The sequence below is a fragment of the Microbacterium sp. genome, assembly GCF_031179285.1.
Taxonomy (GTDB): domain Bacteria; phylum Actinomycetota; class Actinomycetes; order Actinomycetales; family Microbacteriaceae; genus Microbacterium.
In genome coordinates, this window is sequence record NZ_JAPSHY010000022.1 from 31,636 (window position 1) to 46,706 (window position 15,071).

The following is a 15,071-nucleotide window of genomic DNA, read 5'->3' on the forward strand; positions in this document are numbered from 1 at the left end:
GTCAGGAATCGGATATGCAGATGTTCTGCCATGGCCAACTGGTCAGCGGATCAGAGCACTGAACGAGCGGATGCGTTCGGCCAACGCCGCAGGCGCCTCCGCCGCGGTGAAGTGCCCACCCCGTTCGAGGCGTTCAAAGACACGAAGATCCGTATAGAACCGGCGCCCGAGCACCTCGGGATAGTCGTGCTCGTGGCGCTGCACGTAGATCGCCGCGGGCACGTCGATCGTCACGGACTCCGCTTCATCGTCGTCGCCCTCGTAGTAGGGACGGAAAGACGTGGCGATGCTCTGCGTGACCCAATAGATGGTCGCGTCCGTGAGGATTCGATCGCGGGAGATGACCTTCTCGACCTCGGCGGGCTCGTTCGTCGGCGCGTCCGCCCACTCCGCGTACTTCTCCGCGATCCACGCCAGTAGTCCGACCGGCGAATCATTGAGAGCTGCGGCCAGTGTGTCCGGTCGCGCCCACTGCACGTGGCCGTATGCACCGTTCGGCCCCTGCTCCGCGTCGAGCCGGGCGGAGAATGCCCGCACCTCTGCGCTGTCGAGCGCGTCGCGCTCGTCTGAGGTCCCCATGTGAGCATGTGTCGCCACGATGCCGGCGACCGCATCCGGGTACAGCGCCGCAATCAGATCGCTCACATTCGCAGAGAGGTCCTCTCCGTAGGCGATGTATCTCTCGTAGCCCAGCACGACGGTCATGAGACGGTGCATCGTGACGGCGAGGCGCCGTTCGGTCACCGGGCCGTCGGAGTACGGCTGCGAGAACGCGAACCCGGGCAGGCTCGCCACCACGACGTGGAAGTCGGGGAGATTGCGCGCCAGATCGAGTTGCATCGCGAACGTGTGGGGCCATCCGTGCATGATCAGCAGGACCGGGGCATCCGGATTCGCTGCCCCCAGGTGCGCGAAATGGATGTCGGTTCCATCCACGCCCGCGATGAACTGGGGGAAGGATGCCAGCCACTTCTCCCGTTCCCTCCAATCCCACCCCGCCCATGCACCCACCAGCTCCCGTAGCCAGGCGGCACTCATGCCGGAAGGCATGCGGCGCGGCGAATCCTCCAAGAGCCTGGCCCGCCCGAGACGTGCACGCAGATCATCGATGACAGCGTCGGAAACATGGACGGCGAACGGCCGGATCTCGGTCATGGTCACGAAGATATGTGCCGCCGCCGACATCCCGGTCTCGTGCCAACGGTCGTGACTCGAGCAGGCCACTTCTGCCCGAGTGGTCCTGCCCACCGGCGGCGCCTCCCGTCCACGATGAGGAGATGCCGCTTCGCCCCGCATCCACTCCTGCTGCCGTCACGGCACCGACCTCACTGGCGCTTCTCAACGGGAAGACGCCCGAGGCACGCGACCTCCTCGAGATCGCGCTCGCCGGCGTCGGCTGCTCGAGCAGCATGCAGGTTCGAGACCGCGCGGTGCGAGGCATCGATCTGCATCTCGCGCACCTGAGGCACGCGAGCGACGAACTCTTCGGCCAGCACGTCGACGACGAAGAGATTCGACAACACCTCCGCACGGCGCTTCGAGGCGCAGCCGCCGACGTTCATGCCACCGTCGCCATCAGTTCTCGAGTCGCGGGATCCATCACCCCGCAGCAGAGCGACCTCGATGTGCTCATCCGAGTCGGCGATCCTCTCGCGCCCCAGACCGGACCTCTCTCGCTCGCACCGATCCATCATCTTCGCCATCTGACCGGCCACGTGGCCGCCGGCGAGGTGTCCAACACCCTCTTCCGGCGTCGGGCGAGAGAACGCGGATTCGATGATGCTGTGTTCCAGGACGACGTGGGGCGCGTGAGCGAGACGACCACTGGCAACCTCGCGTTCTGGGACGGCGCTGCGGTGACATGGCCGCAGGCCGACGCTCACCCGGGCGTCACGATGCAGATCCTCAACCGGCAGCTCCCAGCGCTCGGCGTCGAGCAGCGGACGAAACCGGTGCACCGCAATCAGGTGAGCCCGCGGCTCTCCGGCGCGGTTGTGAGTTCGTCGACCCCCGGTATCCCGATCAGCCGGATCGGCGCGCGTCACCTGAACGACGGCGGCGATTTCGCCAGGCTTCTGCACGACGCCTACGAGCGCGAGCCGTACGACCGGATCTGAGGCGGGAGCCGGCCGCTCACGGTCGTGCGCGTTCGCGGATCACCCGCTCGCCGGCGTCGACGTAGGAGCTGAACAGCTCGGTCACGTCACGCAAGCGCGCCGACGCCTGCCCGGATTCGGTGAGATCCGACGCCGCCAGCAGCGTGCGGATGAAGACCCGGGCTCGCTCGTGACTGGCCGCGAGAAGCTGCTCGAAGCCACCGGCGGCCTCGACGAGCAGGCGCCGGCTTCCGGGTTGGGGGATCGTGCGCGCCAATCCCCACGAGGCCAGTTCCCGGATCGCCGTGCTCACCGCCCCGGAACTGAGCGCGAGCTCCGCACGCAGCTCGTCCGATGTCGAGGCGTCTCGTCTCAGCAAGAGGTAGCCGTAGACCCTGCCGGTCGACCGGGGAAGGTTCCACGTCACGAGCGTGTCACCCATGGCGTTGATGAACCGGTGCTGATCCGGAGTCATCTCAGGGACCCTCCTGTCGCTGCGGTGTGTTCCCCCACTCTTCGAGGATCTCGATGAGAATCCGCGACGTCTCTTCCGGAGCGTCCCACGTGACCATGTGCCCGGCGCCCGGGATGACGTACTCCGTCACGCCCTCGACCGCAGCCCACCGGGGCATGGCGGCGGCGATGTTCCCCGTGCCGTCCTCGGCGCCGCGCACGAGGGCGAGCGGCACGGCGGAACGGTGCGCGGGTTCGGGGGCGACGAACGACACGGTCGCCCGCCACACGTCCAGGAATCGGGACTTGGGCATGCGAAAGAACAGCTCTTCGGTTCGCGAGATCGCCCCTGGAGTCACCGCAGAAGCGTTCGCCATGAGGCCGGGAAGCCTGCGCGCGGGGATCAAACCCAGCGCGGGCGCCGCGAGGCGGAGCGCAAGACGCTCCGCAGACGACAGCGGACCGGCGTTCCAGGTTGAGTCGAGCACGATCAGCCCTCCCACACGTTCCGGATGCTCCTGCGCGAAGGCCTGCGAGAGGTTGCCGCCGAGGGAATGCCCGACGAGCACCGGAACATCCACCTCGCTCGCCTCGAGCAGCGCATCGAGATCTGCCAGCGCCTCCGATGCGGTGAACCGGGCGCCCTGCGCGAGCGACGATTGCCCGTGTCCCCGCATGTCCCACACGACCACGCGGAATCCCCGCTGCTCGAGGGCCGCGACCTGCGCGTCGAACATCGTGTGGTCGACGCCGGCGCCGTGGGTGAGAACGACGGCCCGCCCGCTGCCACCTGAGTCTGCGAAGGCGATCTCCGCATGCGGTTGCAAGAGGCGACGATCTAAATTCACCATTCTCTGAATATAGCTCACGCGTCGCGGACCAACCTATCGATCGCCCTACTCAGACGATGCGCAGTCTCAGCTGGATCACCGTCCGCGCTCGGCACGACGATGATGCCGGGTCTCGATTGGATGAAGTCCTCGTGCTTCTTGAGCAGTCGCCTCATCGGATCGTCGAGCGCCCCATGAAGAAGCCGCCCGGTGCCGGTCGCTTCCGCCGCTCGGGCACGCTCATCGAACCGGCGAGCGGCGGCATCCGCCGGGAGCGAGAGCGCAGCCTCGACGAAGACGGCGCCCACCTCTGCGGAGAGCGACGCGAGTTCCTCGATGAAAGCGAGGCCCGGAGCGCCCACGAACTGCGGCACGATCACATCCCTCCCCTCGCGAAGGTGGGATCGCGCCATCTGCACGGCGAGTCTTCGCGCTGCGAGGCCCGCCTCGGCGGGCGCGCTCGCCCAGTCGCCGAGCATCGAGCGGATGACGTCGACGTCGAGAGCGAGAGCGAGGGGTCGAGCGGCCGCCCAGCGCTGGGCCGTGGTGGACTTGCCCGACGCGGGCGCACCGTTGAGCAGAATCAGAAGAGGTGCGTGCACCGTTTCACTCTCCATCGGTTTTCCTCGTCGGGGATCAGACGACGACCGGATGCTGCGACTCATCCGATCGCGGGGATCGACCCGCGTGCACGTCGTTCCAGGCCACGCGTAGCCTCTCCATCGCCTCCGCCGTCCGCTCTGGCTCGTATGTGATGGGAATCCGCAACCGGCGCTCCAGGACTCCGCCGGTGGAGAAACGAGGACCGGGCGGGAGGATCAGACCACGCTCACGGGCGGCGAGGGAGAGGCCGGTCGACACGGGTGCGCCGAGATCCGCCCACACCGAAAGGCCCCCGTCGACGTGCGGCATCCGAAGACCCGGGATCTGTGCCAGGCCCGCAGCGACGGCCGCTCGCCCGGCACGAAGGCGCGAGCGCGCATGCGTCAGCAACGCGGGCATCTCGGCCAGCAGTTCGATGGCGATGCACTGCTCGAGCAGCGCGGTGCCCAACTCGAAGGACGGGCGCACCGCGAGAAGGCGAGCGATGAGTGAGCGGTCCGCTCGAATCCATCCGACCCGAAGACCACCCCAAGCGATCTTCGACAACGATCCGACGGTGATGACGCCGGGGTCGAAAGCCGCGACGGGGCGTGGGGTCCATCCGCGGTCGATGTCGAGATCGATGGTGGTCTCATCGGCGATGAGCCGGGTTCCGACGCTCCGGGCGGTGGCGGCCAGTCGGGAACGCTCCTCATCTCGCAGCGTCGCGCCGGTGGGATTGTGGAAGTCGGGGATCAGGTATGCGATCTCCGGCCGACGCTGAAGGAGCAGTTCTGTGAGATGCCGGACATCCCAGCCGTCCGTGTCGACCGGCGTGGGCAGCATCCGGTAGTCGTGACGTCGCAGCGCGTCGAGCGCGTGGGGGAATGTGGGCTGTTCGACGACGGCCCGGTGCCCGCGCCTGCCGATCGTCGCGAGGACGAGGCTCACGGCGGCGAGCGCGCCCGAGGTGACGATGATCTCGTCGGCGCTGGTGTCGACGCCTCTTTGCGTGAAACGCTGCGCGATCGCTTCGCGAAGCTCTGGCACACCCTGCACGGAGTAGCCGCTGCTCCCGCGCAGTGATGCAAGGCGCGGCAGCGATCGCACGGTCGCGTCATACAGACCGGGCGTGGAGTTCATCGACGCGATCGAGAGGTCGATCGCGTCGTCGTCCTCTGACGACTCCTCGCCGCGGTCCGTGTGCGGTAGCGACACCCGCGTGCTGCCACCGTGGAGGCGCGTCACATACCCGTCGCGTTCGAGCAGGCTGTACACCCGCGTCGCGGTCGACCGCGACCGACGCAGCTCTGCTGCGAGGGCGCGTTCACTCGGCAGGCGCTCGCCGACCGTGAGGCGGCCGTCCAGAATCAGCGCACGGATGCCGGCGGCAAGAGCCGACGCAGTCGCTCCCGCGGCGTTCTGCGCCCCGAACTGATCCACAAGACGTGATGCCATACGCCCAGCTTGCCATCAACTGGCACGCTCATCGCGGGCCACTTCCCGACTCAGAGTGAACCAGTGCCAAGCGGTCAGTCCCGGACGGCGGCGACCGCCTCGACCTCGACGAGCTGGTTGTCGTAGCCCAGCACGGTGACCCCGAGCAGCGTGCTGGGAACCGCGTGGTCACCGAAAGCGTCTCTCACCACACCCCAGGCGGTCACGAGGTCATCCTGCCGGTCCGATGCGACGAGCACTCGGGTGCTGATGACATCTTCGATGCTCGCTCCGGCCTCGCCGAGGGCGATGCGCATGTTCTCGATGCATTTTGCGGCCTGCGCTGCATAATCGCCGATCCCGAATGTCGAGCCATCCGCGTTGAGCGGACATGAGCCGGCGAGAAAGATCAATCGCGCATCCACCGGAGCGGTCGCGGCATACGAGTACTCGGCGACGTCGGACAGCGCCTCGGAGCGGATCAGGGTGACGGTCTTGGACATGGGTGTTCCTTTCCGGACTGAACGCGGGCGGAGGCGTGCGATCAGGCACCAATACACTGACAGTCACATCGTATTCGGGCGATCCCCGCCGACGAGCGCGACGAACCGGTCGACCGCCTCGTCGACGGCCTCGCGGACGCGTTCCGGGTCTTCCACCGCGGCGAGCAGCGCCGCGCCCTCGATGGTCGCCATCGCCATCCGGGCGAGGTCGTTGGGCGCGGGTGCGGTCGCTGATGTGCCCGCGGTGTCACGTGCTGCGCCATCGCGCTCGGCCGCCGCGGTGAGGAGGGCGAGGCGCTCGGCGAGCACCGCCGCCACCTCGGAGCGGCGCTTGTCGATGGCGTGGAAGATGAATCGGTAGTAGGCGGTGAGGTCGGCACCGAGAGAGGCGACGTGCGCGAAGCCGTCCGTCATCGCGGATGCCGCACGCCGCACCGCTTCGCCGAACCCGAGAGGCACCTCTTCCGACGACGCCCCGGAGCGCGCGAGGTCGACGAAGTACCGGTCGATGGCAGCGTGGAAGAGCTCCTCCTTGCTCGCGAAGTGGTGGTAGACCGCGCCCTTCGACATTCCGGAAGCCGCGACGATCTGCGACATGGTCGTGGCGTCGTATCCCTGCGCGAGGAAGAGCAGGAACGACTGCTGAACGATCCGCTCGCGGCCCGTCAAGCCGTCCGCGGCCGTCATGCGTGCACCCGCGTCGACGGCGACGCCGCCTCAGGAGCGCGATCGTCGACGCCGTGGTGCGTGACCGCGAACGCGAAGACCACCTTCACGACGAAGAGGGCCGACGTCGCCACGAGGAACGGCGGTGTGCTCTGCGGCATCCAGAAAATGATGCCCACGACCCCGGTGACCATCGTCGATGCGCCGACCGCGATCTGGAGGTGTCTGCCGTGCAGGAGATTGACGATGCTGGCGGCGGTGAGCGCATAGGCCGTGACGACCAGGGCCGGGAAGACCGGCAGATCGAGCAGCACCGCGATCGCGACGAGGTGCCAGTGGACGGCGATGAACACCCACCGGCTTCTCGGGTTCTCGGCGTAGTGCCTGTCGGTGCCGCGGGTGAAGTTCGCGATGCAGCCCGCGGCGATATCGGCGATCAGGAGCACGGCCAGCGCTGCCCGCCATGCCGGAACTCCGGCGAGCTCATCGGCGGCGCTCACCGACAGGGCTGCTCCGAACCCGAGAGCTGCGAGCACGACGAGCCCGATCTCGAGCAGTGACTGCTCGCGGCCGAGAATCTCATGGAGGGCCTTGGGAATCCGGACGGTCGCGCTCATGAAGAGAGATCGTAACAGACCGGCCGGTCGGTCGGCGACTTCCATCGCCTCGACGTAAGCGACGGAACCGGAGGTCCGGTCTGCCAGGCTGTTCGCATGAGCTTCGCGATCACCTCCTGGGACGGGACGGATGACCAGTTGACACAGGCAGCCGAACTCTACGCGGATGTCTTCGCCGAGCCGCCGTACGACGAGGAGCGCGCGACCAGTCTCGCGGGCTTTCCGTCGCGCGTGAAGCGGTACGCCGCGGAGAAGCCGGAGTTCCGGCTGCTGCTCGCGTCGGAAGGTGACCGGGTGGTCGGCCTGGCGCTGGGCACCGGCATCGGGCCCGGGGACTGGTGGTGGGACCGCGCGTCGGAGGAGCTCGCGCCTGCCGCCCGGCAGGCGTGGCTCGACGCCGAGTGCTTCTGCGTTGCGGAGCTCGCTGTCGCGGCATCCCACCGACGACGAGGAATGGCTGAGGATCTGATGGATGCCGTCCTGCGTGATCTGCCGTACGCCACGGCTCTTCTCGGCTGCTACCAGGACGCGTCAGCGGCCCAGCGGCTGTACACCGGACTGGGGTGGACGGTCGTCGATCCGGCGGTGCAGTTCACCGAGGAGCGCGCGGTGCAGGTCATGGGCCGACGTCTCACGGATTGAGAGCCCGGGCAGGCGCCTGGCCGTCACATTCGCGCGGCCCGCTCGATGTACGACGCGAGGATCCTCGGGTCCTGAACAGCGGAGATGGGCGTCGCCCCACCGACGACGATCGTGGGCACGCCGTGAATGTGGCGTTCCCGCGCCGATTGCTCGTCCGCGCGCACCTCACCGATGAATTCCTCACCGTCGAGCATCTCCCGCACCCGACGGGGGTCCAGGCCGATCTCGCCGCCGAGCTTGATGAGCACTTCGGGGTCGGCGATGATCAACGCATCCCGATGGTAGGCGCTGAACAGCCGCTCGACGGCCGCATCGGTGAGGCCTTGGGCGGTCGCGAGCTTGATCAGCCGGTGGGCATCCAGCGAGTTGACCGGTCGCGCCAGATGAAGGTTCAGTTCTAGGCCCTCGCCGGCACCGATCTCCCGGATCTGCCGGACACGCGCCTCGGCGTGAGCGGGTGTGGGCTGGTACTGACCGATGACCTCGGCGGCGGTCGGCCCTGGGATGCGGTCGCCGTCGGGGTCGAGTTCGAGACTTCGCCACCGGATCGCGGCTTCCTTCAGCGCGGGTGACGCCAGAGCGGTCGCGAGGCGGCGCTTGCCGATGTAGCACCACGGGCACAGGACATCGAAGAAGACCTCCACGTCGATCACGGCTGCTCCTCACCATCGGTCGCCAGGCGGAACCCGACGCCGACAGCGCGCAGGTCGGCTTCGTAGACGCTGTGCCGGCGGGCACAGCGGGCGAGGTCGCGATCGTGTCGGAATGCCCCGCCGCGGGTGATGTGCGGGTCGAAGGCCCAGCTTTCGACTTCCGGGACGTCGGAGGGGGCACCCGGGTACGGCGCGTACCGGGTGGACGTCCATTCATCGACGTTGCCCGCCATGTCGAGCACCCCGAACGGGCTCGCACCGGCGGGGAACGAGCCGACGGGAGTGGTCGCGCCGACCCCGAGGTCGATGAGATTCGCCAGCCCCGCTCGATAATCGTCACCCCAGGGGAACTCCCGCGCGTCATCGCCGCGCGCTGCGCGCTCCCACTCGTTCTCGGTCGGCAGCCGAACGGCGAGCCCTGCGTCGGCACTGATCCACTCGCAGTAGGCCTGCGCCTCTGCCCACGTCACGCCGTAGATCGGGTGATCGGACGCGCCCTCCGGTCGCGGTCGCCCCGTCTCGTCTGCGAACCGCGCCCATTGGGCCACGGTCACGGGGGTGCGGGCGATACGGAATGCAGCGACGTGAACGAGGCTGCGCGGCGCCTCCTTCTCGAACCAGGAACGGGGAACACCGGTGTCGGCATACCGTGCCGCCACCGCGTCGAGCTCATCCTCCGGGGTGCCTCGATGCAGCATCCCGGCGGGAATCGCGATCCATTCGATGGTCGACGTCTGGGTCATCGGTTCGCCTTTCGTGGCGCTCGGCGGAGCGCGCGTGAGCCGTGCCGCCCGAACCGGCGGCACGCGTTTCACGCTATGACCTCGAGCGAACTTGAGGTCAAGACCGAGCGGGTGGACTGGACCGGTTCCCAGCTAAGGTGTCGAGGTGAGCGCTGCCGACTTCCTCCCGCACGGAGGCACATGGGCTAGGCGCGAGCCGCGACACATGCGCGCCCTCTTCGACGGGTATCCCGGAGTGTGGTGGATTGCCGGCGGATGGGCGCTCGAGGCGTTCAGCGGGCGCCCGCGTCCACACGAAGACATCGACCTCGGCATCCTGCGGTCGGATCTGCCGCTCCTTCGCGCACACTTCCGCGACACGCTCGATGTCTGGGCACCGTCATCGGGCGGGGTGAAGCGACTGCGTTCCGACGACCGCATCCGCGCGGATGCCGACGACGTCCTTCCCGAGGACGGTGAGCAGGTCTGGCTGCGCGCCGGCGCCGACGCCGACGCACCATGGGAATGCGACATTCTGCTGGGCCCCGGAACGCCCGACGAATGGCACTACAAGCGGGACCCGTCGATCCGGATGCCGATGGCGTCGGCACTCTGGGAACGCGACGGCATCCGCTACCTGCAGCCGGAGATCCAGCTGCTCTACAAGGCGAAAGGCCTGCGGGCGAATGACGATGCGGACTTCGCCGCGGCCCTTCCGCTCCTCGACGAGCGTCGGAGGCGGTGGCTGGCGGATGGGCTGACCCAGACGATTCCCGGGCACCCGTGGCTGACGCGGCTGACCTGAGCCGCACGTCGAGCCGGAAGCTCGGCGCCTGACCGACGTCACATCCGCGCGTAGCGCGCGCGAGCGAAGCAGTACAGGCCGTACAGAGCCAGCCCGGCGCCCACGGTCCACAGGATCACGGCCCCGAAAGGGAGTTCGGCCAGAGCGCGAAGGGCGGCGTCGAGTGCCCCCGCCTTCTCCGGGTCATGGGTGAGCGCAGCCGCGACGAACAGCGCGCCGGTCACCGCGACGGCGATGCCTTTCGCGATGTACCCGGCGATGCCCAATGCGATGATGCTCGTGCGCGCGGCCCCGGACGGAAGGTCGAGATGCTTCGTGAAGGCTCGGGTGATGCCGCGGATGACGAACGCGATACCGACCGCGGCGATGACGAGACCGACGAGCACGAGGAGCGCCACGCCGGCCGGGGCCGATAGCAGTCTCGAACTGAACGTCTGCGAAGACTGATCGGACGGGGACTGACCGCCCAGCGCATAGGTCAGGGCGGTGCCGGCGATCGCGACGTAGGCCACGGCGGTGCCGATGAACTCGGACCGACGACCCCACTTCTTCTTCGTGTCGGGATGACGCTCGATCAGCGCCTCGGCGACCTGCCAGACGGCCAAGGCCACGAGGCCGAGCACGATGATCCACAGGAGCACGGTCCCCGCCGGCGCCCTCTGGATCTGCTGGAGTGCGCCGCCCTGATCGGCGTCGCTTGCGCCTACGCCTGTCGCGATCGAGATCGCGATGAGCCCGATCAGGATGTGCAAGACGCCGAGGACGGCGTATCCGACTCGAGCGAGAACCCGGAAGACAGCGGTGTTCTGCGCGGCCCTTGCCGTGGAAGAGGCTGATGTGTCGCCATTCATGGGTTCGTCGATTCTTCGTCGGTTGACTCGAGGGGCGAGTCGGGGACAGCGAGAACCGCGTGACGGTCTCGCCAGGCTTCGGCAGCGATCCAGACGAGTGCGGCGACGGCGATGCCCTCCAGCATGCCCGCAACCACGTCACTCAGCCAATGGGCCTGCAGGTACGTGCGGCTCCACATCATCGTGATGGCCCAGGTGACGCCCAGTGCCCACACGTACCAGCGACGTATCAGGAGCCCGAGGATGACCGCCATCGTCGTCGCCACGGCCGTGTGCCCCGAGGGGAAGGACGTCGCCATCCGCTCAGCGAGTGAGTCCGAGGGACGCGTACGGCCGATCACCGCGGCCATCGTCGCGCCGACGGCGACGACGGCGATCAGCGCGACCGCGAAAGTCACGGCATCCCGACGTCTGCCCCGCCACAGCAGAAGCGAGACGACCGCAGCGCCGACGATGATCATGCCGACGGTGCCACCGACGACCGCCGGCACCCAGGCGATGACGAGCCCGACGTCGCTGACCGATGAGAGCATCAGGTCGTGCCACCAGATGTCGAGCGCGAGGGGCTCGTGGCCGCCTGCTGCCACGAAGCTGCGGAGGGCGATGAACGCCGCCACGGCGGCGACTCCGATCACGAGCGCCACGGAGCGCGCTCTGGGAGTCGAGATCCCGATGGAGCTCACATGGTCATCCCGGTCGTTCTGCGGCATGGTGCATCCTCCGCCGTCCGTGCTGGCGACGTTCCGCCGCTGGCGACCCGGGCGTGGTCGGCCGCACGATGCTGCGACCAGCATACTCACGACAGCCGCACGGCGATCCGATCCGATGCGGCGGTCGGGCTATCGCGCGACCGCCGCGTTCACCGCCTTGGCCGAGTACACAGCTGGCCCGCCTCAACGGAGCACGCGTGATCTCGGTCGACCTGGTCCCGGCGAGGCGCAAGCTGGCAGAGCGCCTCGGCGCCTCGCTCACGCTCGACCCGGCAGCCGACGAGGTGGCCGAGCGCGTGCGCGCGTTGACGTCGAACCTGGGAGCGGATGTCGTGATCGAGATGAGCGGCAGCTATCACGCGCTGCAGGAGGCGGTGCGAACCGCCGCCTACAGCTCGCGCGTCGTGGTCGGCGGCTTCTTCCAGGGGCCGGCGACTCCGGTGCGGCTGGGCGAGGAGTTCCACCACAATCGCGTGGCGGTCATCGGCTCCCAGATCTCGGGCGTCGCGCCGGCGCTCCAGCATCGATGGGACGAGTTGCGCATGTCGACGACGGCCCTCGAGCTCGCCAACGAACGGCGACTGGACCTGCGTTCGCTGATCACGCATACCCTGCCGGCAGAAGATGCCCCGGCGGCTTTCGAGATGCTGGATCAGTCCCCGGAGGCAGCACTGCAGGTGGTTCTCGACTACCGCTGAGCTCGTCTCAAACAAACCATGCCTGCCGGAATACTTGCATGCGCAAACATGTTGGAGGTGCGGTGGGGTGCGAACGGCACCCCGCTCCACTCTCGAAAGGCAGACGAACAGCCATGGCCCGAATCGGCATCATCATCGGCAGCACCCGCCCCGGACGCGTCGGCGAAGCCGTCGCCCGATGGATCCACGCGAAGGCTCAGCAGCGCGGCACCGCGGACTACGAACTCGTGGATCTGGCGGACTTCCAGCTCCCCCACCTCGACGAGGCGCTTCCCGCTGCGATGGGCCAGTACACGCAGGCGCACACCAAGAAGTGGGCCGAGACCATCGCGAGCTTCGACGGGTTCATCCTGGTGACTCCCGAGTACAACCACTCCACGTCCGGCGCGCTCAAGAACGCCATCGATTTCGTGGGCAGCGAGTGGTACAACAAGGCAGCCGGGTTCGTCGGATACGGCGTCTACGGCGGTGTCCGCGCGATCGAGCACCTTCGTCTGGTGTTCTCGCAGCTGCAGGTGGCGACGGTGACGGCCGCTGCGACCTTCAACCTGATGACGGACTTCGAGAACATGAGCACCTTCCAGCCGGCGGCGTACCACGAGGCGTCCGTCGCCGCGCTCTTCGATCAGGTCGAGGCGTGGTCCGACGCACTCAGCGAGGTGCGCGAGAGCGGCGAGGTCGAGGCCGCGGCCTGACGCGCACGAGGGGTGCCGGTCCGTCGTGAACGGCACCCCTCATCGCTCAGCGCTTGTGGTCTGGCCGAGATGCGCGGTGTTCCTCTTCGGCCGATGCCAGCAGCGCCCCGCTCAGTTCCCGGAGCACGCGAAGCTGGTCGTCGTCCAGCGCTCGCGTCATCGCCTCGGCGACTCGCCTCGCGAGCACTCGGCCGGCTCGTCGCTGGGCCTCCGCGCCCGCCGGGGTGAGCACGATCCGCGATGCTCTCGCGTCGGACGGATCCTCCTGACGCGCGACGAGGCCCCGACCGTGGAGTCGGGCGATCAGGCGCGAGATCCCGGCGTCCGACAGCAGCGCGTCCTCACCGAGCTCGGTGATCCGCAGGCCATCGGACACCTTGCTCAGGGTGTAGAGCACGTCGTACTCGCGGGGAAGCATGTCCTCCCAGCATCCGCGCCGCTGGAATTCGCGCGCGAGCGTGGCCTGCGCCCGGAAGAGGGTCTCCCACGCGTCGTTGGCGAGCCGGATGTCCATGCTCACGAGCGCTCCGCGAGGATGCCGTGCACGCGCCCGTCGGGGGCCTCAGGCGAAAGCCTGAATCCACTCGCGCGCATGAGCGCCTGCGCCGCACTGTTCGTCACCGTCGTGTCTGCCCGGATGCCGCGGGCACCCGCAGCGCGGGCTTGCTCGCGCACGAGACGCATAGCCTGACCGCCGATGCCCCGGCCCCGCGCCGACCGCGCGAGCCAGATCCCCGTCTCGAGCATCCCGTCCGTCTCGGTGCGCTTCAGCCTCACCGACCCGACCGGTGCGCCCGCCTCCAGGACAGCCCATGTCACCTCCCCCTCGGCGCTCGTGAGCCCTCCGCGGCGGGAACGGTGGTAGTCCTCGAACCAGGCCAGGCGCTCCGGTGTCCACGCATCGCCCGGCGTGAGCGGAGGCGTCACTTCCGACACGTCCGCGTCGGAGGTCGCCACGACCACCAACCGCGCGAGCAGCTGTTCATCGACCGGGGCGAGCGTCACCTCCCCACGTACGGGGGCATACTCGCTCACGGCGTCACCGCCGCGAGGAGGATCCGGGTGAGCGTGTCCTGGGCCGCATTCTCGTCGATACGCGATGCGAGGACGGCGCCGGCGAGAGCGTCGGCGGAGGCGACGGCGGCCTCCAGCGCGATCGGCTCGACATGATCGGCGCCGACGACGGCGATGAGGGCAGAACGACAGCGTTCGACGTAGGAGGACACCGACTCCTGCCGCATCCGCGCCAGGACAGGGGTGCCATTGAGCGCCGCGACCACCCCCGCCATCTCGACGCCCTCGGCGCGCGCGCAGTCCAGGTAGCTGGAGGCGACGACGGCGACGACCCCTTCGGCGTCTGGCCGCGCGCGCGCGAGCGCGGCGTCGAGCGAGGCGCGCTGGCGGTCGTCGAATTGGCGGTAGAGCGCGGCGAGGAGGCCGGAGCGATCACCGAAGTGCTCGTAGACGACGGGCTTGGTGATGCCCGCTCGCTCCGCCAGGGCACCGAGGGTCAGCGCGTCTGCACCGTCGGTGCGGATCATCTCGCGCGCGACGTTCAGTAGCTGTGCTCGACGGTCGGCCTTCGACAGTCGCGGCCGCGCACCCTCTTTCGCTTTCGTCATCTCGCCCCTTGCGCCCCGTACCTACTATCTGTAAGTTACGGTTGGTAGGTAACAATCTTATCCCCACGACGCGATCACCGCACTCGAATCCGAGGAGAATCATGGCCACCGACCTCATCCCCGCCGCGCACTGGATCTTCGCGCACCCGCAGGCGGGCTCGCTGAACCGCCAGCTGTTCGACGCCGGGGTGGAAGCCCTCTCGTCGGGCTACCGTGTCGAGACCTCCGATCTGTACGCGCAGCGGTTCGACCCCCTGCTCGCGGAGCGAGACCTCGACGGGCGCTCCGGGAACATCGTCGAGCTGCTGGGCGAGGTCCACGAGAGCGGACTGGTTCCCGACGACGTGCAACGCGAGCAGCGCAAGCTCGAGGCGGCAGAGCTGCTCGTGTTCCAGTTCCCGCTCTGGTGGTACGGCGCACCGGCGATCCTCAAGGGCTGGTTCGACCGGGTGTTCACCAACGGCTTCGCCTACGGCGGCGTCGATCCTG

General features: G+C 68.4%; 21 protein-coding genes. 6 read left to right on the plus strand and 15 right to left on the minus strand.

The window, feature by feature from the left end; all coding sequences use genetic code 11:
* Nucleotides 1-42: 42 nt before the first annotated feature.
* A complete protein-coding gene (locus RIN18_RS13170) occupies nt 43-1,248 on the minus strand; it encodes an alpha/beta fold hydrolase (protein WP_309104435.1) in 1,206 nt (401 codons plus the stop codon).
* A gap of 29 nt (nt 1,249-1,277) precedes the next feature.
* On the opposite strand from RIN18_RS13170, the gene RIN18_RS13175 reads away from it, so the two are divergent.
* Complete coding sequence (locus RIN18_RS13175) at nt 1,278-2,117, plus strand: aminotransferase class IV (RefSeq protein WP_309104436.1); 840 nt, start codon at nt 1,278-1,280, stop codon at nt 2,115-2,117.
* A 16-nt stretch (nt 2,118-2,133) separates the two neighbouring features.
* On the opposite strand, the gene RIN18_RS13180 is transcribed toward RIN18_RS13175, so the two are convergent.
* From RIN18_RS13180 to RIN18_RS13210, 7 genes are all read right to left on the minus strand, one after another.
* Nucleotides 2,134-2,571, minus strand: a complete 438-nt coding sequence (locus tag RIN18_RS13180; RefSeq protein WP_309104437.1) for a transcriptional regulator — start codon at nt 2,569-2,571, stop codon at nt 2,134-2,136.
* A 1-nt stretch (nt 2,572) separates the two neighbouring features.
* Nucleotides 2,573-3,376, minus strand: coding sequence for an alpha/beta hydrolase (locus tag RIN18_RS13185; protein ID WP_309104438.1), 804 nt, complete (start codon nt 3,374-3,376; stop codon nt 2,573-2,575).
* A 38-nt stretch (nt 3,377-3,414) separates the two neighbouring features.
* Complete coding sequence (locus tag RIN18_RS13190; RefSeq protein WP_309104439.1) at nt 3,415-3,981, minus strand: AAA family ATPase; 567 nt, start codon at nt 3,979-3,981, stop codon at nt 3,415-3,417.
* Between the two features lie 34 nt (nt 3,982-4,015).
* The gene (locus RIN18_RS13195) at nt 4,016-5,419 is read right to left on the minus strand and encodes a PLP-dependent aminotransferase family protein (RefSeq protein ID WP_309104440.1); all 1,404 of its coding nucleotides are present in this window, start codon (nt 5,417-5,419) and stop codon (nt 4,016-4,018) included.
* Nucleotides 5,420-5,493: 74 nt separating this feature from the next.
* Entirely contained in the window at nt 5,494-5,901 is a 408-nt protein-coding gene (locus RIN18_RS13200; protein ID WP_309104441.1) for a RidA family protein, read from the minus strand.
* A gap of 63 nt (nt 5,902-5,964) precedes the next feature.
* Nucleotides 5,965-6,588 (minus strand): helix-turn-helix domain-containing protein, encoded by a 624-nt coding sequence (locus tag RIN18_RS13205; protein WP_309104442.1) that lies wholly within the window; start codon nt 6,586-6,588, stop codon nt 5,965-5,967.
* Nucleotides 6,585-7,184 carry a hypothetical protein gene (locus RIN18_RS13210; protein ID WP_309104443.1) on the minus strand — a complete coding sequence of 200 codons (600 nt, stop codon included), beginning with the start codon at nt 7,182-7,184 and terminating at the stop codon, nt 6,585-6,587. Before RIN18_RS13210 ends, RIN18_RS13205 begins: the two co-directional genes overlap by 4 nt.
* Before the next feature lie 96 nt (nt 7,185-7,280).
* Between RIN18_RS13210 and RIN18_RS13215 the strand changes: the two genes are divergently transcribed.
* Entirely contained in the window at nt 7,281-7,826 is a 546-nt protein-coding gene (locus RIN18_RS13215; RefSeq protein ID WP_309104444.1) for a GNAT family N-acetyltransferase, read from the plus strand.
* Nucleotides 7,827-7,849: 23 nt separating this feature from the next.
* On the opposite strand, the gene RIN18_RS13220 is transcribed toward RIN18_RS13215, so the two are convergent.
* Nucleotides 7,850-8,479 carry a DsbA family oxidoreductase gene (locus RIN18_RS13220; protein ID WP_309104445.1) on the minus strand — a complete coding sequence of 210 codons (630 nt, stop codon included), beginning with the start codon at nt 8,477-8,479 and terminating at the stop codon, nt 7,850-7,852.
* On the minus strand, nt 8,476-9,222 hold the full coding sequence (locus RIN18_RS13225) for an SUMF1/EgtB/PvdO family nonheme iron enzyme (protein ID WP_309104446.1): 747 nt from the start codon (nt 9,220-9,222) through the stop codon (nt 8,476-8,478). Before RIN18_RS13225 ends, RIN18_RS13220 begins: the two co-directional genes overlap by 4 nt.
* A 205-nt stretch (nt 9,223-9,427) precedes the next feature.
* On the opposite strand from RIN18_RS13225, the gene RIN18_RS13230 reads away from it, so the two are divergent.
* Complete coding sequence (locus tag RIN18_RS13230; protein ID WP_309104447.1) at nt 9,428-10,006, plus strand: nucleotidyltransferase domain-containing protein; 579 nt, start codon at nt 9,428-9,430, stop codon at nt 10,004-10,006.
* Nucleotides 10,007-10,044: 38 nt separating this feature from the next.
* Here RIN18_RS13230 and RIN18_RS13235 read toward each other — a convergent pair whose 3' ends face one another.
* Both RIN18_RS13235 and RIN18_RS13240 read right to left on the minus strand, forming a co-directional pair.
* On the minus strand, nt 10,045-10,857 hold the full coding sequence (locus tag RIN18_RS13235; protein ID WP_309104448.1) for a DUF1206 domain-containing protein: 813 nt from the start codon (nt 10,855-10,857) through the stop codon (nt 10,045-10,047).
* Entirely contained in the window at nt 10,854-11,567 is a 714-nt protein-coding gene (locus RIN18_RS13240; protein WP_309104449.1) for a phosphatase PAP2 family protein, read from the minus strand. The genes RIN18_RS13235 and RIN18_RS13240 overlap by 4 nt, the downstream gene beginning before the upstream one ends.
* A 68-nt stretch (nt 11,568-11,635) precedes the next feature.
* Between RIN18_RS13240 and RIN18_RS13245 the strand changes: the two genes are divergently transcribed.
* Together RIN18_RS13245 and RIN18_RS13250 are read left to right on the plus strand one after the other, a co-directional pair.
* On the plus strand, nt 11,636-12,265 hold the full coding sequence (locus RIN18_RS13245; protein ID WP_309104450.1) for a zinc-binding alcohol dehydrogenase: 630 nt from the start codon (nt 11,636-11,638) through the stop codon (nt 12,263-12,265).
* Between the two features lie 113 nt (nt 12,266-12,378).
* The gene (locus tag RIN18_RS13250) at nt 12,379-12,960 is read left to right on the plus strand and encodes an NAD(P)H-dependent oxidoreductase (protein ID WP_309104451.1); all 582 of its coding nucleotides are present in this window, start codon (nt 12,379-12,381) and stop codon (nt 12,958-12,960) included.
* Between the two features lie 46 nt (nt 12,961-13,006).
* Here RIN18_RS13250 and RIN18_RS13255 read toward each other — a convergent pair whose 3' ends face one another.
* The 3 genes from RIN18_RS13255 to RIN18_RS13265 are packed head-to-tail and all read right to left on the minus strand — an operon-like array spanning nt 13,007 to nt 14,582.
* Nucleotides 13,007-13,474 carry a MarR family transcriptional regulator gene (locus RIN18_RS13255; RefSeq protein ID WP_309104455.1) on the minus strand — a complete coding sequence of 156 codons (468 nt, stop codon included), beginning with the start codon at nt 13,472-13,474 and terminating at the stop codon, nt 13,007-13,009.
* A 2-nt stretch (nt 13,475-13,476) separates the two neighbouring features.
* Nucleotides 13,477-13,995 (minus strand): GNAT family N-acetyltransferase, encoded by a 519-nt coding sequence (locus RIN18_RS13260; protein WP_309104452.1) that lies wholly within the window; start codon nt 13,993-13,995, stop codon nt 13,477-13,479.
* Complete coding sequence (locus tag RIN18_RS13265; protein WP_309104453.1) at nt 13,992-14,582, minus strand: TetR/AcrR family transcriptional regulator; 591 nt, start codon at nt 14,580-14,582, stop codon at nt 13,992-13,994. Before RIN18_RS13265 ends, RIN18_RS13260 begins: the two co-directional genes overlap by 4 nt.
* 101 nt (nt 14,583-14,683) lie before the next feature.
* Here RIN18_RS13265 and RIN18_RS13270 point away from each other — a divergent pair.
* Nucleotides 14,684-15,071, plus strand: a 388-nt coding sequence (locus RIN18_RS13270; protein ID WP_309104454.1) for an NAD(P)H-dependent oxidoreductase, incomplete at its 3' end; no start/stop codon positions are given.